We start from the raw sequence: 21,842 nt of genomic DNA, 5'->3' as shown, positions 1-21,842 counted from the left end.
TTTCGTAGTTTAAAGTTATTAAAAGCTTTTTTCAAGTTCATCAACTAAAGAACCAACATAGGCTACTGCTTTTTTAATTGGCCCAGGTGTTGTCATATCAACGCCTGCAAGCTTCATTAATTCAAGCGGTTTTAAGGTTCCTCCTGCCTTAAGAGCAGATAACCAACGGTCAACAGCCGGCTGACCTTCCTCTTGAATCATTTGAGAAGCAGCTGTTGAGGCTGTTAATCCTGCAGAATATGTGTACGGATATAAGCCCATATAGTAGTGTGGCTGGCGCATCCATGTTAATCCGGCACCTTCATCCATTTCAACTTCTTCTCCCCAGAATGCAGATAAAAGTTCAATCTTTTGTTCCCCTAGCAGTTTCGCAGTAATTGGTGTTCCTTTGTCTGCTAAATCATATACTCGGCGTTGAAGCTCTCCTTCAAGAATATGTGTAACAAAGTTATGGTAGTAAGTGCCAAGTGATTGAAGAATTACCCATCTTCTCATACGTTCATCACTCGATTGTTCTAGGATATGTTTACTTAATAACATTTCGTTCATTGTCGAGGGTGCCTCAACAAAGTAACGGGATGGACGAGTATTTGAAATTCGTTGATTACGGCCGGCTAATACAAAATGCCCTGCATGCCCTAACTCATGTGCAAGAGTAAACGTATTTCTCATAGAGTTATTCCATGTCATCAAAATATATGGATGAGCACCAAACGGACTTGAGCAAAAAGCACCTGATCTTTTTCCAATATTATCTGCCAAATCTACCCACCGGTTTTTAATTCCCTGTTCCATAATTTCGATATACTCAGAACCCATAACCTGTAAAGACTCTAGTACAAGCTTTGAAGCTTCCTCATAAGTTACCTCCGGATTAAAATCTGGGTCTAGTGGAGCTTTCAGGTCAGCATAATGCATTTTTTCAAGACCTAACACGCGTTGCTTTAACTTTGCAAGGCGACGCATATGTGGAGCTAACTCAGTTTGGATTGTATCCAGTTGATTGAGATACATCTCCTTTGTTACTTGCTGTTCCTCTAAAAGCATATCAGTAGCAGACTCATATTTACGCAAGCGAGCCTCGGTTACTTGTTTTTTTACTTCAGTAGCATAAGTTGCTGCATATGTATTTTTGTATTGATTAAGTGTTCCTACAAATGAATCATATGCTTTGCGGCGAAGCTCTGTGTTTGCTGAATCCTCATATTTTGGGAATAAGTTAAATGTTAATGGATGCTCAACTCCATCATCTGTGGTGAAAGCCGAAAACTGCATATCTGATGTTTTGCTTCTCTGGTAAATCATATAGGGTGAATTAAACACCTCACCAAAAGCCGCTAAAACTTCTTCTGCATCAGGAGATAACATATGAGGTTTTGTTTCAAGAATATCAGATAATGTTTTTTTGAATTCTTTTAATGCACTTTCTTCTTTTATGTAGGTTTGGACTTTTTCTTCATCTAAAGCAAGTAGTTCTGATTGTACAAATGACATACTAGAACTTACTGTAGATAACATTGAGGCAACACGTGCCGCATTTCCTTGATAAACAGGATTTGTACCATCTACTGCCATTTGTAAATCAGCATATGTCATTACTCGTACTACACGTTCTAGTAAAGCATCTTTGGCTACTAAGCAACTCAGTAGAGATGTAGCATTTTCGCAAACACGTCCCTTATACTGAGTCACCGTTGTAAGATCACGCTGTACAGCCTCAAGCTCATTTTCCCATGCCTCTTCAGTTTCAAATAAATCTCGTAAGTTCCAGGTTTGTTCAACCGGAACCTCAGAACGTAATAAAGTGCCCTTTGCCATAAAAATTCCCCTTTCACCGATTACTAGTTTCAATGTTTCGTGAATCGAAATATATCTTTATTATATAGGAATCAATTGAAAATTTAAATGATTCTAACAAAAAAAGAGCGAAAGTAGTCTTTTACTCCCTTCGCTCTCTTAACCAAATATAAAATTATAATAAACCGACCATTTTCAAACCGTGATAAATCCCATCAGCCTCAACTGATGTAGTTACATATTTTGCAACACTTTTAACCTCAGGCTCCGCATTTCCCATTGCAACGCTATTCTTAATTGTCGATAGCATCTCAATGTCATTAAGTCCATCACCAAATGCATAAACATGTTCTTCTTGATATCCTAATCTCTCAATAATTTTTTCTATACCTTTAGCCTTTGAGCCTCCCTTTGGTAATACATCAACAGAAACAGGATGCCATCTAATAAAATCAAATTCAGTAAAGTTTTCCTCATACTGACTCTCCTCTCCCTCAGGGCAAAAGAGAAGTGTTTGAAATAGATCTCGCTCTTTATAATAGTGCGGATCATATGTCGGAAATGTGCTTATTTTTAACGTATCAATACTTTCTTTAATAAAGCTATGCTCTGGAACATTTGCTTTCATATCTTCATGATCCATATATACTACAGGATGTTCGTTTGAAAGTGCTCTGTCAGTAAGTTGTTTCAGTGCAATAATGTTTAAAGGATTTGTATAGAGAACTTCTCCATTCAGAACAACATATTGCCCATTATAACTAACATATGTATTAATTCCCAGTTCCTCAAGTAAATCTACAAACATAAACGGAGCTCTCCCTGTTGCTATTGCAACCTCATGTCCAAGCCTTTTTAATTCGAAAATCGCTTCCTTTGTAGAAGTTGGCAGTTTCTTCTCATGATTTAACAATGTACCATCTATATCAAAAAAGATTACACTTCGCTCTGTCATTTCTTTCCCCGCTTTCCAAGACAATTTTTCGTAACTATCTTATTGTACCAACTATTATTCACGAGTGTTTACGATTTTTGTAAAGTCTTCGTTAACTGGGCTATTTGGATCATATCCAATAATTTCAGGTAAAGCTGTTGCAAGTACTTGTAAAGCAACTGAAATATTCAAGCATGAAGCAGTTAGTGGTCGATATTTAATGTTAATAACATGATCTGATGGATCTGTTTGACTCGTTGCATTAAGAACTAGTAGGCGCTTTACTTTTTCTTTTAGATAATCGTTAGTTTTCTTCATCACATCTTGACCATACTCTTCGGTGTAAATAGTAATTACATTACTATTATGGTTAATTGTACGATGAAACCCGTGTGAAAACTCTCCTAATTCACATACTGAGGCTGGCACATAAAGAGTTTCCATCACCTTAAGCATTCCTTCAATAGCAGTTCCATAATTTGTTCCATTACCTATAATTAGAAAATGATGAATAGTACTCCAATCTTTATGCTCTTCTATCCATCTTTCAGTTGCAGCAATTGTTGCAGGGATATCCTCGATGCTTGCTTTCATTTCATCCAAATAGCTTTGAAAGTTAGAGAGAGAGATGACTGATTTTTCTTTACCAAAATGTACGGCTAGTAAAACTAATAAATATAAAGAATTGCTTACTCCTTTTGTTTTTGCATTACATGGTTCAATTCCACATAAGAAATTCAAATAAAAATCACCAAGTTTCTCTACCGGTGTATTCGTTCTTTCAGTAAGTGATAGAACATTAAAGCCCAGTTCTTTTGCATGTTTAATCGCTTGGACAGTCCCACTACTTGTACCTGTTTGAGAAATGGCAATTAAAAGTGTTTCGTCAGGATTAAAGGTAGCCATGATTTTACTATTCCCCATAAAGTCAAAAGGTGTATAGGCGTTTACTTCAATTTGAGCAAGTTCCTCGTAGAATCGTTTTGCAATAAGTGAAACATTCAACGAACTACCTGATGCTACAAAAACCACTCGTTTTAGCTTCTGTACATCAAAATCATGTAAGAAATCTGTAATTTGATTACTTGAAAGAAGGTCGTTCAGTCTATCTGGAGACTCAGATATATGATCCCACATAATACTTTTTTTCACTGCTGCCACTCCCTATTTAAAGTTATATATAGGAAAAGAGAGCCATTAGTTTGCTCTCTTTCCCGTCAACATTATTGTACGTTTTCAAGCAGCTTGTAAGCTTCCTCTTTTGAAGCAACCGCTAATAACTGTTCTCTAAAGCTGTCATCCATTAATTTTCTAGACAGCATTTGAAGGATTTTAAGGTGTGCGTCACCAGCAGCTTCCACTGGAACAGCAATCATAAAGATTAACTTAGCATCTGTTCCGTCTAAACTCTTCCAGTCAACTCCATCACGCTTAATACCAAAAGCAACTGCTGGTCTTTTCACTGCATTAGATTTACCATGAGGAATCGCAATGTTCATACCAAGACCTGTTGAACTTTCGCCTTCACGCTTTAAAATCGCTTCTTTAAACCCTTGTTTAGAACTTAAAATACCATTCGCATTGAATTTTTCGATTAACTCGTCAATAACATCATCACGTGTTGATCCATCTAAATCAACATCAATTAAATCTAAGTTAGTAATATCAGTAAGTTTTTGAATATCCGTATTTAAAACTGGAGCTTCTGTTTTAACCTGTTCTTGAACAGGAGTAGTAGTTACTACGTTTTCAACTGTAGCCCCTTCAACATCCTTCTTCAATGCTGTTACCATTAATGCTGTTACTACTGCACCAACAATAGCGGCAACAAAGAACATTAATACATTATCTACTGCACCTAATACAGCAACTATTGGACCACCATGAGCAACTCTGTCACCTACATTTGCAAGCATTGCGATAACAGAACCTACCATAGAACCAACTACAATACTTGGAATTACACGAAGCGGATCCTGTGCTGCAAACGGAATTGCACCTTCAGTTATACCGAATAACCCCATTGTAAATGAAGCTTTACCAGCTTCTCTTTCATTTTGACGGAACTTACGCTTGTTAATGAAAGTAGCTAATCCAAGTCCAATTGGAGGAATACAGATTGCAACAGCAATCGGACCCATGATTTCATAGTTACCTTCTGCAATCATTGCTGATCCAAATAAAAATGCAACCTTATTGAATGGACCACCCATGTCAATCGCAATCATCGCACCAAGAATCATTGCAAGGAATATTGAACTTCCACCCTGCATTCCTGCAAGCCATGCAGTTAATGCCTCAAATACCTGTGCTACTGGAGCACCGATTACATAAATAAATAGTAAACCAACAATTACAGTTGATAAAATTGGAATAAAGATTATAGGCATTACCGGCTGAACTGCTTTTGGAACCTTAATCTTCTTAATCGCTAAGGCTACATACCCTGCTAAGAAACCTGCAAGTATACCACCGATAAAACCAGCGCCTGCTTCACTTCCATAAAAACTACCGTTTGCTGCGATATATCCACCTATCATACCTGGCACAAGTCCTGGTCTATCAGCAATACTTACCGCAATGAAACCTGCTAAAATAGGCACCATGAACATGAATGCTGTTCCACCAAGTGCTTCAACTTGCTTCCAAATTGAATCCTCTGGAATGACAATTCCTCCTGGAGTTTGTTCCCCACCAAGAGTTAACGCTAGGGCAATTAAAAGTCCCCCAACCACAATGAATGGAACCATGTAAGATACACCATTCATAAGGTGTTTGTATATTGGGTTTTCTTTCTTTGTGCTTTTGCTAGCTCCTCCTGCTGATGCTTGACCTGCCTTATAAACTGGTGCATCACCATTTTGGATTCTCTTTATGAGTTCTTCTGGCTTACGAATTCCTTCTTGAACTCCAGTTACAATTACTCGCTTACCTGCAAAGCGGTCTTTTGAAACTTCTTTATCTGCAGCAATAATAATACCATCTGCTTCAGCAATATCTTGTTCCGTTAATGCATTTTCAACTCCAATAGAGCCTTGTGTTTCTACTTTTATGTCTACGCCCAACGCTTCTCCTGCTTTTTGTAAATTTTCAGCAGCCATATACGTGTGAGCGATTCCAACTGGACAAGCAGTAACAGCTAAAATCTTTCCCATTATGCTTCCTCCTCTAGATGTAATTAAATGCGCCTTGGCGTATTTGCGCCCGATTTTTTTCGAGCTTGCTCGAAAAATTTCCTTTTAAAAATCGAGGCATCCGCCGGAGGCTTTAACTTTATTCAGTCGGAGTTTGAACCCTGAATGAATTGTAAACTCATTTTGCATTCTCCCCCACTTATAGAAGTAGGGTCTTCTGCTGAATAAAGTTAAAAAGGGATTATCTAGTAATCGCTTACTTATATAATAAATGGTTCTTGTCCATCTAATATTATTTATTTTTACCGGATACTACGGTAAAAATGTTTTAAATAAAAATAGAGTGAATCTTTTTTTGATTCACTCTACCTACTCCCTTTTATCATTTGCTAATGTTTGTATAAAATGCTGATAATTTTTTGATTCGATTAGTTCTTGAACAAGTAATGGCGATTCACTCATTACGGCAATTTTTCCTATTACATTTTTAATATCCTCTTTTTTGTCCTTAGATAGAGCAAGCATAAATACTACGGAAACAAATTCATCGCCCCATTCAAGAGGTTCCTCGAGGATTGCAACAGCTACAGCGGACTCTCGAATTAACTTTGGATCGCCATGGGGAATTGCAATTCCTCCCCCAATAGCGGTTGCAGATTTTCTTTCCCGATTTACTGCATTATGGATAAAATTTTTCTCAACATAGCCCTTGCTTGCTAGCCTACTAGCTAGCATTTCCACTACCTCATATCTGTGTTCCTTTTTTAGTCCAAACAGCATTAGATCTTCATGGATAAACTCTGAAAAGACATGATTCTCTTCAGAGATTTTCTTATTTAGAACAATCTCTTCTATAAACTTACTTAATTTCTTCTTATCTTCTTGTCCAAACAATGGAGAAATTACAATATGGTCCACCTTTACATGATCCAAATGGATCGTAGATATGATAAAATCTGTCTTTTGAGTATTTATAAATTCACTTACTTCTGATTTACCAATACAAGCAACAACCTCAATATTTTGATATTGTTGTTCAATTTTCGCTTCCAACAAATGCGACATCCCAATTCCCATATGGCAAACAATTAATGCTTTCTTTTTATCACTTTTCCTACCTTCCATTCTTTCAATTGAAGCTTGAAAATGAAGCACAATATACGCAATCTCATCTTCGGGTATTTCTATTGAATAATTCTCTTTAGTTTCTTCAAGTGCTAAGATTGCCATATTAAACATGTAAGGATACATTTTCTTTATATTGGAAAGCAATGGGTTCGTAATTGGGAATCCATATGTTAACCGGTTTAATACAGAATGAAAATGGACAGCGAGCCCGTTTTTCAAGATAGAGTCCTGTTCAAAATCAAATAATGTTAATCTACTCATCTTTGCAATTAAATTTGTTACAATTTGATTTGTATTATTTTGTCCAGCCAAATCTACTCGTTCATCTATTCGTTTACTACTAATAAGATGCCACGTAAAATAAACACGTTCTTCGTTTGGGAACGTAATTCGAAAAGTAGTTTGAAGCTGTTCAAAAAACCACAGAGCAAATTGGTACTCTTGCTTTTCACTAACAGATTCCCTTTCGGTTTCCTCCACAAATACTGGTGATTTTTGTCTTGTTCTTTTTACCATAATAAGAGCATGAACTAAAAGGCTTTCGACTGCGTCTTCAGTCAATGCCATGGAAAACTTCTTCTCCATTTCAACAAGTGCTTTTCGAACAGTTGATACTTCATATGGTAAGAACAGATCTAACACATAGTTCTTTTCATTATCTAAATAAGGAATCATTTTTGATAAATGTGCCAGAGCATTTCGTTTATCTAATTCACTGCCCTGAATCAAATTTCCTAGGCGAGGCTTTGAAATGAGGTCAATATTAAATCGCTCAAACCAAGTAGTTATAATTTCTAAATCTTTCTTAATTGCTGCTTTTGGAACAAAATATCTATCAGCTAAATATTGAAGTGTAATAGCCTTATTACTAGTTAATAACTCATAAGCTATTTCCATTAGACGTTCCTCGTTAGTTTTTTGCTCACTTGAAAACAAATCGCTGACTATTTTTGAACGGCTTTCCGGATCAATAGTAATGGAAATTCCATATCCCGGCTTTCTTATCAGCCTCGTAACTGGATAATCTTGAAGATACTTTTCAAGTACATCTAAATCATTTCTAACAGTCTTTTCAGCGCAATCCAGTTCTTCCGACAGCTCTCTTATTTGGTTCGCTCCTTTTTCCTTGAGAAGCAATATTCTAAGTAATTCCTTCTGTCTATTATTCATGTTTGCACCCGCTCAAATATTCTATATATAGTAGTGTATCATGTTGTTGAAAATATTATTGCATAAAAGCATTTAAAACCAAGGCCTAGACAATAAATGAGATATATAGAAAAGAGCAATGGCAAAGCGATAGCTTCACTTTTACGTTTAGAAAGTATTTTTTATACTTTCCATTAGCCAAGCAAATGAGGAACCCCCCTTGCATACTATTAGTAGTACTTCTTTTTTACTATCTAGTACGAATATATCAGCGAGGAGCGTCTCTATGAAAAAAACGTGGCTGTTAGGATTTGGATTTTTCAGTATCAGTCTTGGATGGTCTTTGTATAATGGCTTTGTGCCTTTTTTTCTAGATAATTATCTATCTAGTACAGCTTTAATTGGCTTTCTTATGACTATTGATAATTACATTGCACTCTTCTTACAGCCATATATTGGTCGGCGCAGTGACCGTACACGTACACGTTACGGGAGACGTATGCCTTATATATTAGTTGGAATACCGCTTGCTTCGTTGTTTTTTGCACTTATTCCCTTTCATACCAGTCTACTTATGTTACTTATCTTCATGATAAGTATGAACTTATCTATGGCCATTTTTCGTTCCCCAACGATTGCACTTATGCCAGATATTACTCCCCAACACAAGCAAACAAAAGCAAATGGAATTATCAACTTTATGGGTGGCTGTGGCGCCATTTTTGCGTTTAGTGCCGGATCATTTTTATTTAGTAAAGACGAGTCTCTCCCATTCCTTGCAGTCGCTGTTGTGTTTCTCCTTGTATTATGGATCCTTTTCACAAAAATAAAAGAACATCGTGATGCGATAACGTATTCACAAACAACCATCCCAAAAATAAATTACAAGGAAGAATTAAATAATTCTACCCTTTTTTTACTAGCAGCCATTTTCTTCTGGTTTATTGCCATTCAAGGGATGGAAGCATTATTTACTTTATACGGAGTCAATGAACTTGGATTATCTAAGAGTGCTTCTGCCTTTTCCTTAACATTTTTCTCGCTTAGTTTCGTAATATCAGCTATCCCAAGTGGATTACTTGGAGCAAAATTCGGAAAGAAGAGGGTAATCATCGTTGGAATAATTGGTTTAATTATTTCATTTACATTGCTTAATTGGGTTGAGTCAGTATTATACTTGCGGACAATATTATTTATGGGCGGCTTATTTTGGGCTTGCGTTAATATTAATGCTTATCCGTTTATCATTTCGACCGGAGGCAGTAACAGTTTTGGAACAAGGACCGGTTTATATTATCTGGTCTCCTCTTTAGCAGCTATTGTATCTCCCCCTACTATTGGGTTGTTTATTGATTTATTTGGCTTTAGTGTCTTATTCATAACGGCAGCATGCAGCCTTCTCTTGGCATTAGTATGTATTAGTAGGGTCACAGATCGTGAGACGGGGAATGAATATAAGGAAGATGTATAGGGCGTACTTAGCAATGTTGTCATATAGCTAGAGGACTCACTTCTAAAGGGTTCCGTTTTGAGAGAGAAAATCAATTAAATTAGGTAAAATGGCAAGGTAAATAGCGATAAGAAATCAGTTGAAAAATATACTAAATCATAAAAAACAGCATCGGTATTATCCAAAGCTGTCTTCAAATATAAACCTAACCCTTTTTACCCTTCGACCAAGGCTAAATAATACTTTTCTTCATCTTTGTATTCTACAATCAAAATGCCATTTTCGTTTGTTGAATAAATTTTTGCTCCTACTGGTAATTTGTTTGCCATACCATTTTTAAATGAGTTTGTGTCTTCGTTTGTAAATAATTCTGTTATCTCGCCAATCAACTCTTTCTTTGAAAGTTCTAATTCATTTACCCAATCAATATCTGTTTTATAAATTAACCCTTCCCATTGAAAAATATCTGCATTTTTATAAAGACGCAATACTTCTTCTGCATCTGGATGCTTCGAAACCGAGGTATTGGTTTCCGAACTATCACAACCTGATAAACTGAACAAAAATACCATCAGTATTAGGCTTACTATAAATTTAGTCATTTTGACACCCCTTTAGTTAGACGTATTTGATTGATTATTGTTACTAAATTTATCTCAGATACAAAATTCCTTTATTTCAAAATTTTTCTCTGGAATCCCTTGCTTGTATTTTGGCACAGATATTTTATAGTGGACAATAATAATTGTTCTCATAAAAACAGGTATGCTAAAAGTACAGTTATTTCAAATTTTAATTCATTATAAATTAATATGACAATAAAAAAAGCAGACCAATCGCAATGCGAATTAGCTGCTAATTCATATTCTAATGGTAATGTTACTCTCCCTTATCGGAACCCGTTGACTTACATCTCCTGGTTTTTCGAGCCGATACCGTTCATCACAAACATAACGAGATTTTCAACTTCTACATCAACATTTATTTCTTGGCGATTTGAAAATAAGATAAAGTTCGAAACAAGATAGCCACCAAATAGCGTAAAAAACATTCTCACTAGTGTTTCTGTTGGTAGATTTATGATTTCTCTACGCTCTTTATATTTTTCAACTAATGTAGAGATTCTCTTAACTATGACCTCTGAAAAATGAGGAAAAAGCTCTTTCCTAAGTTGCTCACTATACATTAGTTCCTTTACAAGGACTTGGAAGATTTCTCGATTTTCCATAACAAATTCTATTCGATTTTTAATAAGACCTCTCAAGAAATCATCAAATTTTATACTTTCATCTTTTATAACTTCTTTAAATACATTATCGGCCATGCTTGGCAGGGCCTCCTTAATAAAAGGCAGGATAACGGATAATAACAAGTTATCTTTCGTTCCATAGTGACGAAAAATTGTTCCCTCCGCCACACCTGCAATTTTTGCGATTTCACTCGTGGATGTATTGGCATAGCCTTTTTCTGCAAACATTTTTATAGCCGTTTCAACAATCTTCTGTTGCTTATCTGTCTGTTTTTTTGATCGTTTTGTTTGTTCTATTAATGCATCTAGCATATTATCCTTTGACAAAAATCCCACTTCCTTACGTAAACCTATAATGTACGGTACTTTTTCAATGCGATTAAATTCAACCCAATAAAAATCACCGCAAATAGTACTAAAGCGCCGAGGTTAAAAATAATATCCTTAAATGCATAGCCCATATACATAACTCCCTTAAGAGCATCAGCCGCATAGTATAAAGGCATTACTTTAGCGATAGCCTGTAACCAATTGGCCATTCCTTCCAGCGGTATAATTCCTGAAAAGAAAATTTGTGGAATAATAGCAATCGGGATAAACTGAACCATCTGAAATTCCGAGGCAGCGAACGCCGATAATAATATACCGAGTGAAAGCGCTACTAATGCAAGCAGTAAATTAATAAGTAGTACATTCCAGATAGAACCTACAAGTGTTATATCTAACACATTTATAGCATACAAAACAATAATAATTGTTTGAATAACAGCAAAGAGCCCAAAGCCCGCTAAATAGGCCGTGACAATTTCTGCTCTTCGAATGGGTGTGGCTAATAATCGCTCAAGTGTACCAGTGGTTCGCTCCTTTAAAAGGCCGATTCCTGATATTAAGAATACAAAAAAGAACACAAAGAACCCAATTAGTATAGGACTAAGAATATCAAAAAATGCCGATTCACTACTTCCGTAAACATATTTAGTAGTAAGCTTTATATTCGGCAAAGTTATCGTTTCTGGTAGTTGCTTTACAAGATTTGCTTGAACATTTGCTGCAAGGATTTGATTAATCTTCATTTGTAATGCCCTAGCTGAAGTTGGATCATTGTTTCTTAGCGTAAGGTTGACACTATCAGCGTCCTGTATAAGAAAGCCATCAAGATCATCATCTAGAATTACTTCCTCTACAACTACTTTTTCTTCATATTCAGTTACATTAATTTCTGCTTCTTCAAGTACCTGAATAAGGGTACTATCTTGTAGATAAACCCCTAGTTTCGGTTCTCTGGCTTCACTATTAAATAACACGTACATTAGCGATAAGATTAGTAAAGGCGCAACAAATAACAGGGCAAGCGTACGTTTATCACGTACTAATTGCTGAATAATTCTCTTAATTAATGCCAAGACTCTCATTTGTAACCCTCCCCGCCTGTAAGAAAACTTCATCAAAACTATCAACCTGATACGTTTCTTTTAATTCCTTCGGAGTTCCTATTGTTAAGATTCTTCCATCTCTAACCATAGTAATAAAGTCACATCGTTCGGCTTCCTCCATTACATGGGTAGTCACAATAATTGTCTTTCCTTCTTCTTTTTTCAATCGGAATAGTTCATTCCAAATAGTAAGCCTTACCTCTGGATCGATTCCAACTGTTGGTTCATCTAAAATGATAATTTTAGGATCTTGAATAAGGGCAATAGCTAGCGACAATCTTCTTTTCATCCCCCCAGAGTATGCTGAAACCTTTTTGGTTAAATCATCTGTTAGATTAACAAGCTGAGAGGTATAATCAATTCGTTTTTTTACTTCTGATTTTGATAAGCCAAAGAGTGATGCGAAAAAGGAAAGATTCTCTCTACCAGTTAACTCTGTGTAAAGGGAATCTGACTGAGCCATATAGCCAATATCTTGGAATAATTTAAGATTTGGTACTTTCCTACCTAGAACATGTATAACCCCATCATCAGGTGAATCCATACCCACAATCAATTTTATTAACGTTGTCTTTCCTGCACCAGAAGGACCAATGAATCCATAAATTGTCCCTTCTGGGATTGTAAGACTGATCTCCTGTAAAACTGTCTTTTTGCCGTATTTCTTATTAACTTTTTCAACTTTTACACTATCCATCTAAAATTGCCTCCTCTTTACAAAAAAAGTGAGTGCTTACTCACTTATTATCTTCCCAACACTCAATTTGGTCAATATCAAAATAAGTAGTAACTTTCAATTTTTTAAAATTTTTTTTGCTAGGCAATAGCCAAACTTTTTTTAATGTTACATATGAACAAGCAATTCGACGTTATTATTCATACTATATCAGTGAAATAGTACGAGTTTTAGGAGGTGAAAAACATGGAATTAGGTGATTTTCTAGATCAAAATTATCATATGTTTATTCCTGTACTATGGGTGTTGGGTTACGCCTTAAAACAGACACCTAAGGTACCAAATTGGTCGATTTTATGGATCCTGTTTGGGGCTTCTTTAGGTTTTGGAATCTATTCCTTTGGTTTTTCGATTGATGCAATAATAAACGGTATCTTAGCTGCAGGTGTCGCTGTGTTTGGACATCAAATGTTTAAACAAACGGCTACAGCAAGAACAGAAAGACAACAGAAGAAAACTGTAGAACTAGAACAGCAAGCATTTACTGATAAAAACATGTAAATACACGAAAGAGCAACCCTACAAAAGGTTGCTCTGAACTATTTAAATTATTGAACTAAACCTGATAGTTCTTTCCCTAATTCAACTATATCAGTTTCGACTAGTTTCTTACTTTCTTCAATCTTTACCAAGTTAATGAATGTCCCGGCAAGTTCTAAACTTTCCCCTGCTTCAGTCAATTGTTTTAAAACAAGCTGGGCTCTAGCTCGAGCCTCATAAGCATATGCAATAAAAAATGGAGGAAGCTCTGCTTCAGTACTCACTTTCACACATTGGTCCGCGTAATATAATGCTTGTCCGCCATTTCCAACTACCGAGTAAACTCTAGAAAGCTGCCAATACCCAATATATATATTTTGAGGAGTACGGTCATCTACCTGTGTCCAATGCCAAAAGGAAGTATGACAAAGGTGAACCATTTGTTCTTCTTCAATAAGACTACGATTTCCTTTGTCCAACAAATCCCAGGTTTTATTAAAACAATCTACTGCTAGATGTTTGTGTGATAGACTTCCTTGTTGATTACTCATGTATTCTCTCCCTAAAAATTAATTCTTTTTAATACTATTTCTACAATCTTTGGCATACTCCTTTTTCCACTCAAAAAAGTAAGGACCCACCATTAAAAAAACAGTGGATCCCTACTATTTATTGTTATTTTTTTTCTGCTTCCCATTTCGCAACTTCTTCGCGTACACGTGGGGCAACTTCTTTCCCAAGTAATTCGATTGCTCTCATAACTTGGTCATGAGGCATAGTTCCAACGGGTACGTGTAGCATAAACCTAGTTATCCCTACGTTTTTGCGTAAGTGAATAATCTTTTGAGCTACATATTCAGGGTCTCCAACATACAAAGCTCCATCAAAGCTTCTTGCATAATCAAAGGTTTGTCTAGTATAAGGTCCCCATCCGCGTTCACGGCCTAATTTATTCATTGCTTGTTGCGTTGATGGATAAAATTTATCTGCCGCTTCATCTGTACTATCAGCAATAAAACCATGTGAATGCGATGCTACAGGTAGCTTTGAAGCATCATGACCCGCATGCGCAGCTGCCTTTTTGTACAGTTCAACTAATGGTGCAAATTGAGATGGACTACCTCCGATAATTGCTAATACAAGTGGTAAACCTAGCAGGCCTGCTCGAACAACAGATTCAGAATTACCGCCACTTCCTATCCAAACAGGAAGTGGATCCTGTACCGGCCTTGGATAGACTCCCAGATTAGTAATAGCAGGACGGTGCTTCCCTTGCCAGGTTACTTTTTCAGATTCGCGAATTCGAAGTAAAAGGTCTAATTTTTCTTCAAACAGCTCATTGTAATCTGTCAAGTCATACCCAAACAGTGGAAAAGATTCGATGAATGATCCTCTGCCCGCCATGATTTCTGCTCTCCCATTTGAAACGGCATCAAGGGTAGCAAATTCCTGAAAAACACGTACCGGATCCGCAGAAGAAAGCACGGTAACAGCACTTGTTAACCGTATCCTTTTGGTCTGAGGAGCAGCTGCAGCTAGCACTACTGCTGGAGACGAAGCTGCATAATCTTCGCGGTGATGTTCGCCAACACCGAATACGTCTAAACCAACTTGATCAGCAAGTATAATTTCCTCAACCACTTCACGTAACCTTTGTGCGTGACTTATCACTTCACCTGTTTTTACATCAGGTGTTGTTTCTACGAATGTACTTATTCCTATTTCCAATTAAGTCCCTCCAGCCTCTTCCTTAACGAATATATCGTATTTTTAGTAATTTTTTACTATCTCTATTATTTATTAAAGTTTTCGCATAGGCAAATTTCATGCAATCGGAATTTAAAATTAAGCTACTTTCTACAACCTGCAACATATTAATAAACTATAAATATCATAAGGAAACATTCCTATATCAATTAAGCTTAAGGGAATTATCTGTCTTAAGTTATAGTTGAATAAATAGTTACTTATGTAATCCAATTTAAATCAAGGGATGTGTAGAAAGTGAGCAAATTCGATCCTAACAAGCTCTCTGTAGAGTTCAGAAATGGAATTACAGCTACATCACCTATATTACAAAGAAAATACACTCTTACCCATTCAGATGTTACAGGAGAACTCTTTTTAACCCTTGGCCTACAATACGCTTTAGATAAAATCAATTCTCAAAGAGATGAAGTACTTGGAGAATGGAGATTAACAAATGGACAGTATTATTACCACGTTTATTTATATATAGGTGAAAATATCGATAAAAATACAGCTGCATTTAGATACTCTATTTTCAAACGTGAACTACCCTTAGCCTTGAAAGCAATTCGTTATGGAGATAGAAGATTATTTGCCGCATATCCTCATTTAGACTTTGCACCTATTATTGTTACTTTTATGTCTTCTTACCCACAATACAACAAAAGTGAAAATTGGGGGCACTTTCTAACTTATAAAATCTGAGAAAAAAACTACCTATCCTCTTCCATTTTAATGGAGTAGACAGGTAGTTTTTAGTTATTTTAAAGCTTTTGATATTGCACCCAATATTACAACAACAATAATAGCTCCTAATAGTGCTGGGACTAAAGAAAAACCTGCTATCATTGGACCCCATGCCCCAAATAAGAGAGGTCCGAGCCAAGCACCAATAAAGCCAGCTACAATTGCTCCCGCCCAGCTACCAGGTGTATCAAACGGTGATAATTTTCCGGCTACCGTTCCAATTATCATTGCAATAATTGCTGAAAGAACTAAACTAACAATGTCCATGAGTATTCTCCTTTTTTGATAGCTTATGCGTTCTTTCTTTTATCGGTATGGACATTAACACTAATATATGATTATTAGGCAGATAAATATAGTTACTAAGATATTCCCTTCAATTTTGCTTAGGAATACCCTTAAACGGTTTTCACCGGATACTTTAATGCATTTTTCTCCATTTTCTTATATACTTCCGCTTCTAAATCAACATCCATCTTATTTGCTAATTGTAGTAGGTAAATCAAAACATCAGCCATTTCTTCCTTAATATTCTGCCTGGTCTCTGAGACTGCTTCTTCACTGCTTCGCCACTGAAAGTTTTCAAGAAGTTCACTTGCTTCAATTGAAACGGAAATGGCTAAGTCCTTTTCATTATGATATAGAGTCCAACCTCTTTCATCACAAAACTCAATAATTTTCTTTGTCATTTCTTTCATAAAGACATCCCCCAAATTATGTAATATATCCTATTCTATCACTCGATAAGGGTTTGGTTATATTTTTCTATTAGAAAACTCGGCGATTGCCTAGCCTTTAGGCGACCGCAGAGCCGTAGTTACACTTATGCAGATAGGAAAGAATTTTATGCTTTCCTATCTGCCAAAAAAGAAGGTTCCCTGTATAGGAAACCTTCTTTCTCAAGTTAAGCAGCATTTACTGTGTTTTCAGTTTCATTGTTGTTCATTTGTTTTTTAATGAATGGAATTGCGAATCTATCAACTCCGTAGTGGTAGCTTGCTGCTCCAACAAATAGTAGTATTACCGCTACAGTCATTAGTATTGGGTTTGTGCTTACTGTTCCTGCAAGTAAGAAGTTTAAGTTCATGAATGCACCTGCGATAAGTGCCGGAATTGTTGCAGCACCTAGTATTAATCCAAGACCAACTAATACTTCTCCCCAAGGAATTAACACATTGAATAACTCTACGTTCGGTACTGCAAAACCTTCAAGGAATGCCGCGTACCATCCTTGTACTGCCGGGTGATCTCCACCAGCTTGTGCAATGGCTCCTTGTAAGAAGCCTCCTGCATCGAATCCATCAGTCATTTTATGCCAACCAGCCTCAATCCACTGAATTCCTAGCCAAATTCGTATTATTGTCCAAAGTACTGCCATTTTAGGTCCTTTTAAGAATGTTCTCATCATAATCTCTCCCTTTATTTCATATTGTGAAGTTTTTCACAAATGTTAGTAAAAAAATAATGGTATAATAGCTGTCAGCTTTAGTTGTAGTAGTTTGTGAAATGTTTCACTAACTTTCTACACTCTTACTATACTTCAGATTTACACTAAATACAATAGACTTCACAAATAATTCACATTTAATAAGTTAGCAATAGTGGTTAATTAATTTTATGTTTTGAAAAGCCATTGCAGCCCTATTAGAATAGACGGTCCACACGAACGAGGAGCAATAAAAAGGAGCGATATCCAAATTATTGTACTCACTCCTGAACGTGTTTTTAATACATATTGTTCTATAAACTCCAGTTACAAAAGCTGTATCGCACCGTAGCCAACTCTTTCAATATATCCAACCTCACCGGTTTCAAGATTTTGTATTAACTCAAACGTAGCCAATCTTCCCGGTGGTATAACCTCTCCAGTTGGGCTTGGAATATACCATCTTATAACAATAACTGGTGTTCCTCTTGAAATACTTGTGCTTGAAGAACTAACATCTATATTTCTAAATAGCAGCGTATCTGAAGTTACAACGTGTACCCTCTTAGACCATCTTTGTACAAGTTGAAATCTTTTTACAGCCAATGATGCTAGTTCCGCAACATTTTGGTCAGGATCTTGAGTTGCCTGTAATAGAAGTGTATATGTCTCACCACCCGTTGATATTCTTCCAAGACTCATTACAGCATGATAACGTACTTCCATACAAGGATGAGTGAGTAATCTCTTAAGATATGGCAACGCTCGGATTCCAAGTGATTCCCATAGAAAAGAACCAAGATAATAAACCCCATATAATCCAGCAGAGTTTAAAAACTCGCATTCATCCTCAGTGATATTCCATGTTTCAAATAATTCAGTAGGATTTGGCTGATTTACTCCAATAAGCAATTCCTGGCCAACATATATCTGATTAATGTTTTTTATCTGATTTGCTTCCGCAACTACCTGGATACTTTGTGAAAACTGTGAAGCTAAACACCATAACGAATCACCCACATTAACTACATAATAAGGTGAGCCGCCCGCCTTTGGTAAATCAACTTCTGGATTTGGTATTATCAATGGCTGTCCTATAAAAATATAATTCGGGTTACAAATAATATTAGCCCCAATGATTGATTGAATGCTACTTTTATACCTGTTGGCAATTCCAAACAATGTATCTCCCGCCTGTACTATATATAACATATTTTTCCTCCTCATCTGCCTATATCTTATTCATGAGCAGTTGAGAAGGTTAACTGTTCATTATTTCAGCTACTTTATTTGGTAGTAAGGATTTCCTTTAATTTCCATGTGAATCATTCTCAAATACACATCCAAATATTTCCGTCGTATAACGAACTGAAATTCCAACCAGTAGGGTAATACTAAAAACAATAACCTTGAAAGGTGGGATTTTTCATGTCATTAGAATGGTTTGACAGAGTCATTGGGGAATTACAGGATAATCTTGAATCAATATGTGAGAAATATGATCAAGTTGGACAAATGTCAGTAGAACGTGGTTCAAAGCATCCTCGGATTGAGTTTTTTACAGAAGTGGAAGCTGATATTGAAAGAGACTACTTTTGCTCTCTCTTTTTCGACCCAAATAATGAAGAATTTTATATGGAAACCGTTGACCCTGAAACTGGTCATCTAAGCAAAGTAGTGTTACCGGACATCGAGGACATTGTTGATGCTGTTCACGAAAGCTTTCATAATTATATGAATGGAGATATGGGTGAAGTATCATACACAGTTGAAGAAGATGACTATACTGGAGATACTGAATTAGTTTATGTTTCTGATGACGAAGATGACGATGATATCCTTTATATGGACGATGAAGAACTACAAGAATTAGAAGATAACGGCGAGGTTACAATTTACGATGAGATTGATGTGGAATGGGAAACACCTGAAGTAACTGCCTATTATGAGGAGAACGAAGTGGAGGTCACCTACCAATTCGGAGTGATTCAAGAAACTGGTGATGGCGTTTTAAAAAGAATAAATCGTATTTGGACAGAAGAAGACCAATTACTTAAGGATGAAACAAACTTTATTTTCAGTAAAGAGGAAGCTGGTACAATTATCGCTATGATTGCAAGCCACTTAGATTCTATGGGAGATGTTGGAGACTACATAGATTAACCTATAATACCTCTTCTTTTTTTACTGCTCTTACCTATTGGTAGGGGCTTTTTTTATTGGAGCTGGTCTAAACGCAATCTTATAACTTTTTTATTACTTCCTTCACTACCGAATATGACTTTTTATTTGTATTCTACTATATATGGCAAACAACACAGATTTAACTAGTGGTATGGTATATAAATATCGCCATAGAAATGCACTATAGTATTCTAGTAAAAATACAAAAGAAAAGAGTGAAAGTTGTATGTTTATTAGTGCAGTAATTGAAACTGAACGGTTATTGATTCGCCCATATCAACAAGAAGATGCAGAATCATTATATAAAATGACACAGGAACCGGGACACTTTAACTATATGCCAGAAGTTCCTCCTGCAAATTTACAAGAAATAATGAACTTGATTACATGGTCAATGAACTGCAATGCAAAGAATACAAAGGAAAAGATATATAAATTCAATTTATCTGTTTTTCTAAGAGAAACTGGTGAATTTATTGGAATTAGCGGTTTAGGACCAAACGATTTAAATCCAGAAGAAGTTGAACTATATTATAGCCTGACTCAAAAACACCAAGGTAAGGGGTATGCTAAAGAAGCCGCCAAAGCTGTTTTAGATTATGGCTTTGAGACAATAGGGCTGCCTAAAGTGGTTGGAATCGTTCACCCCAAAAATAGCCCTTCTCTCAACATTATAAAAGTACTCGGTATGAAGTTTGTAAAAGAAGTATCCGGTCAAGTTGAAAGTCTTAAAGACCATAACAGTTATCATTTATATGAGATATGGAAAACAAACTAGAATATAAAATTCTAGTTTGTTTCTAATAACAAGTAAATTTGATGTTGGTAACACATTTCCTCATTTAACTTGTTAACTAGTTTTGCCATTTTTCTTTAATAAGGTTACTCCAAAAATGCCAAACACTACATATAGGTAGGCAGGAAAGTTATAGAAACCAAACATTGGTGCGATAAGGAACAATGGGAGTATAAGGGCCAACATGACAGCTAGCCATGTCGGAAGTATTTTAGCTTTCCAAAAACTTAGAGCTGATAATAATGGGCCGATCAAACTCAATAGAACTAATGGAAAAAGGTATCCAAAAGGGTCTTGATCATAAATAGTTGTAACAGCTTCAAAAATCTCCTCTTTTGTTCCTGCACCTTGTAAGACCCATGGATAAGCAACTAGCCGAATTACTGGCTGGATTATATCAACATATATTAAACCTAGACCAGTTATAGGATAACCGATCCACCCCCATAGACGTAAACCTTCACTTTGGCGTAAATAGATACCTGATAAACCTAAAATTACAAAAGGAATACCGATTATTAATAGCGTATCAGATAGTAATGCTTGACTTATAAACTGTTCAATTCCAGATTTTGTGGTTGGTTCTTGTGGTTTAAGCAAATGACCGACAGCCGAAATCAAAGAACCAATTATTAATAGGAACCCTGTCATTTTAAAAAAGCTTTGTGAAATTTTCATTCTACCTATCCCCTTTATGTGATATTTACAGTTCTAAAATATCACTCAAGTTTTCCCGCTGTCATGGGAGTTTGCACCCGACAGGGGCAGGAACTTTTCAGGGCATATCCGGGATTAATACTTTTTCTTACCCATACCTTCATTTTTCGCATGGGCTATTGCTTCTGCACGATCTGCAACTTGCAGTTTACTATATATATTGGATATATGATTTCTAACAGTTTTTAAGGTAATCCCTAGTAATCTTGAAATCTCACTGTTATCTTTGCCTTCAACGATTAGTTCAAGAATATCACGTTCCCGCTCAGTTAATTGTGGAAAAACAAGTGTAGGTAAAGGATTCACATTTTTAAAGAATTCTAACATTCTAGCTGCTATTGATTGGCTAAATATAGATTCTCCATTTGCTATCGCATGAATTGCCCGAATTGTTTCTGTACGATTAGCCCCTTTCAAAAGGTAGCCTCTTGCCCCTGCCTTCAGTGCTGAAAAAACGGAATCGTCGTCATCAAACATTGTCAGGACCAAAATGCCGATACTAGGGTTTTGCTTTGTAATAATTCTTGTAGCATCAATTCCATTTTTTATCGGTAAGTTTAAGTCCATTAATATAACATCTGGTTGTAATCTCAGAGCAAGCTCAACAGCTTCCTCACCATTCGTAGCAACTCCGATAAGTTCTGCATCGTCTGTAGATTGTAAGAGAGTTGCTATTCCTTCACGAAACAATGGATGATCATCAACTACAAGAACCTTAATCATATTGTCACCC

22 protein-coding genes are annotated in these 21,842 nt (G+C 36.2%); 5 read left to right on the top strand and 17 right to left on the bottom strand.

Translation table 11 applies throughout. The features are described 5' to 3' along the window. Nucleotides 1–18: 18 nt before the first annotated feature. The 5 genes from pepF to AB3M96_RS08980 form a co-directional block, all read right to left on the bottom strand. Nucleotides 19–1,818, bottom strand: coding sequence for an oligoendopeptidase F (gene pepF / locus AB3M96_RS09000; protein WP_412967257.1), 1,800 nt, complete (start codon nucleotides 1,816–1,818; stop codon nucleotides 19–21). 154 nt (nucleotides 1,819–1,972) lie between these two features. Beyond that, complete coding sequence (locus tag AB3M96_RS08995; RefSeq protein WP_412967256.1) at nucleotides 1,973–2,752, bottom strand: Cof-type HAD-IIB family hydrolase; 780 nt, start codon at nucleotides 2,750–2,752, stop codon at nucleotides 1,973–1,975. 54 nt (nucleotides 2,753–2,806) lie between these two features. Then, complete coding sequence (locus AB3M96_RS08990; RefSeq protein ID WP_412967255.1) at nucleotides 2,807–3,883, bottom strand: SIS domain-containing protein; 1,077 nt, start codon at nucleotides 3,881–3,883, stop codon at nucleotides 2,807–2,809. Nucleotides 3,884–3,954: 71 nt separating this feature from the next. Further along, complete coding sequence (locus AB3M96_RS08985) at nucleotides 3,955–5,886, bottom strand: PTS fructose transporter subunit IIABC (RefSeq protein WP_412967254.1); 1,932 nt, start codon at nucleotides 5,884–5,886, stop codon at nucleotides 3,955–3,957. Nucleotides 5,887–6,234: 348 nt separating this feature from the next. After that, nucleotides 6,235–8,163 (bottom strand): BglG family transcription antiterminator, encoded by a 1,929-nt coding sequence (locus tag AB3M96_RS08980; RefSeq protein WP_412967253.1) that lies wholly within the window; start codon nucleotides 8,161–8,163, stop codon nucleotides 6,235–6,237. Between the two features lie 265 nt (nucleotides 8,164–8,428). On the opposite strand from AB3M96_RS08980, the gene AB3M96_RS08975 reads away from it, so the two are divergent. Continuing rightward, entirely contained in the window at nucleotides 8,429–9,613 is a 1,185-nt protein-coding gene (locus AB3M96_RS08975) for an SLC45 family MFS transporter (RefSeq protein ID WP_412967252.1), read from the top strand. A 194-nt stretch (nucleotides 9,614–9,807) separates the two neighbouring features. On the opposite strand, the gene AB3M96_RS08970 is transcribed toward AB3M96_RS08975, so the two are convergent. The 4 genes from AB3M96_RS08970 to AB3M96_RS08955 all read right to left on the bottom strand — a co-directional run bounded on the left by AB3M96_RS08970 (nucleotide 9,808) and on the right by AB3M96_RS08955 (nucleotide 12,971). Then, complete coding sequence (locus AB3M96_RS08970) at nucleotides 9,808–10,194, bottom strand: hypothetical protein (RefSeq protein ID WP_412967251.1); 387 nt, start codon at nucleotides 10,192–10,194, stop codon at nucleotides 9,808–9,810. A gap of 305 nt (nucleotides 10,195–10,499) precedes the next feature. Next, nucleotides 10,500–11,168 carry a TetR/AcrR family transcriptional regulator gene (locus tag AB3M96_RS08965; protein ID WP_412967250.1) on the bottom strand — a complete coding sequence of 223 codons (669 nt, stop codon included), beginning with the start codon at nucleotides 11,166–11,168 and terminating at the stop codon, nucleotides 10,500–10,502. Between the two features lie 23 nt (nucleotides 11,169–11,191). Next, entirely contained in the window at nucleotides 11,192–12,253 is a 1,062-nt protein-coding gene (locus tag AB3M96_RS08960) for an ABC transporter permease (RefSeq protein ID WP_412967249.1), read from the bottom strand. Further along, nucleotides 12,231–12,971, bottom strand: coding sequence for an ABC transporter ATP-binding protein (locus AB3M96_RS08955; protein WP_412967248.1), 741 nt, complete (start codon nucleotides 12,969–12,971; stop codon nucleotides 12,231–12,233). Before AB3M96_RS08955 ends, AB3M96_RS08960 begins: the two co-directional genes overlap by 23 nt. A 225-nt stretch (nucleotides 12,972–13,196) precedes the next feature. On the opposite strand from AB3M96_RS08955, the gene AB3M96_RS08950 reads away from it, so the two are divergent. Then, on the top strand, nucleotides 13,197–13,511 hold the full coding sequence (locus AB3M96_RS08950) for a phage holin family protein (RefSeq protein ID WP_412967247.1): 315 nt from the start codon (nucleotides 13,197–13,199) through the stop codon (nucleotides 13,509–13,511). Nucleotides 13,512–13,558: 47 nt separating this feature from the next. Here AB3M96_RS08950 and AB3M96_RS08945 read toward each other — a convergent pair whose 3' ends face one another. Both AB3M96_RS08945 and AB3M96_RS08940 read right to left on the bottom strand, forming a co-directional pair. Further along, complete coding sequence (locus tag AB3M96_RS08945) at nucleotides 13,559–14,041, bottom strand: hypothetical protein (protein ID WP_412967246.1); 483 nt, start codon at nucleotides 14,039–14,041, stop codon at nucleotides 13,559–13,561. Between the two features lie 124 nt (nucleotides 14,042–14,165). Beyond that, the gene (locus tag AB3M96_RS08940; RefSeq protein ID WP_412967245.1) at nucleotides 14,166–15,218 is read right to left on the bottom strand and encodes an LLM class flavin-dependent oxidoreductase; all 1,053 of its coding nucleotides are present in this window, start codon (nucleotides 15,216–15,218) and stop codon (nucleotides 14,166–14,168) included. Nucleotides 15,219–15,494: 276 nt separating this feature from the next. Here AB3M96_RS08940 and AB3M96_RS08935 point away from each other — a divergent pair, with 276 nt between their 5' ends. Then, nucleotides 15,495–15,944 carry a staygreen family protein gene (locus AB3M96_RS08935; RefSeq protein ID WP_412967244.1) on the top strand — a complete coding sequence of 150 codons (450 nt, stop codon included), beginning with the start codon at nucleotides 15,495–15,497 and terminating at the stop codon, nucleotides 15,942–15,944. A 54-nt stretch (nucleotides 15,945–15,998) separates the two neighbouring features. Here the strand turns inward: AB3M96_RS08935 and AB3M96_RS08930 are convergent, their stop codons facing one another. From AB3M96_RS08930 to AB3M96_RS08915, 4 genes are all read right to left on the bottom strand, one after another. Next, on the bottom strand, nucleotides 15,999–16,253 hold the full coding sequence (locus AB3M96_RS08930) for a GlsB/YeaQ/YmgE family stress response membrane protein (protein ID WP_412967243.1): 255 nt from the start codon (nucleotides 16,251–16,253) through the stop codon (nucleotides 15,999–16,001). A gap of 131 nt (nucleotides 16,254–16,384) precedes the next feature. Next, the gene (locus tag AB3M96_RS08925) at nucleotides 16,385–16,684 is read right to left on the bottom strand and encodes a nucleotide pyrophosphohydrolase (RefSeq protein WP_412967242.1); all 300 of its coding nucleotides are present in this window, start codon (nucleotides 16,682–16,684) and stop codon (nucleotides 16,385–16,387) included. A gap of 206 nt (nucleotides 16,685–16,890) precedes the next feature. Then, nucleotides 16,891–17,391 carry a DoxX family membrane protein gene (locus AB3M96_RS08920; RefSeq protein ID WP_412967241.1) on the bottom strand — a complete coding sequence of 167 codons (501 nt, stop codon included), beginning with the start codon at nucleotides 17,389–17,391 and terminating at the stop codon, nucleotides 16,891–16,893. A gap of 348 nt (nucleotides 17,392–17,739) precedes the next feature. Further along, nucleotides 17,740–18,624, bottom strand: coding sequence for a LysM peptidoglycan-binding domain-containing protein (locus AB3M96_RS08915; protein WP_412967240.1), 885 nt, complete (start codon nucleotides 18,622–18,624; stop codon nucleotides 17,740–17,742). Between the two features lie 216 nt (nucleotides 18,625–18,840). On the opposite strand from AB3M96_RS08915, the gene AB3M96_RS08910 reads away from it, so the two are divergent. Continuing rightward, nucleotides 18,841–19,575 (top strand): hypothetical protein, encoded by a 735-nt coding sequence (locus tag AB3M96_RS08910; protein WP_412967239.1) that lies wholly within the window; start codon nucleotides 18,841–18,843, stop codon nucleotides 19,573–19,575. 247 nt (nucleotides 19,576–19,822) lie between these two features. Then, a complete protein-coding gene (locus tag AB3M96_RS08905) occupies nucleotides 19,823–20,374 on the top strand; it encodes a GNAT family N-acetyltransferase (protein WP_412967238.1) in 552 nt (183 codons plus the stop codon). Between the two features lie 72 nt (nucleotides 20,375–20,446). Here the strand turns inward: AB3M96_RS08905 and AB3M96_RS08900 are convergent, their stop codons facing one another. Next, on the bottom strand, nucleotides 20,447–21,070 hold the full coding sequence (locus AB3M96_RS08900) for a hypothetical protein (protein ID WP_412967237.1): 624 nt from the start codon (nucleotides 21,068–21,070) through the stop codon (nucleotides 20,447–20,449). A 114-nt stretch (nucleotides 21,071–21,184) separates the two neighbouring features. Further along, complete coding sequence (locus AB3M96_RS08895; RefSeq protein WP_412967236.1) at nucleotides 21,185–21,832, bottom strand: response regulator; 648 nt, start codon at nucleotides 21,830–21,832, stop codon at nucleotides 21,185–21,187. Nucleotides 21,833–21,842 lie beyond the last annotated feature (10 nt).

It is taken from the genome of Ferdinandcohnia jepli (assembly GCF_047246645.1).
GTDB lineage: Bacteria > Bacillota > Bacilli > Bacillales > Bacillaceae_L > Ferdinandcohnia.
Note: the sequence above shows the minus strand (reverse complement) of the source record. Positions and strands in the feature narration are given on the sequence as shown.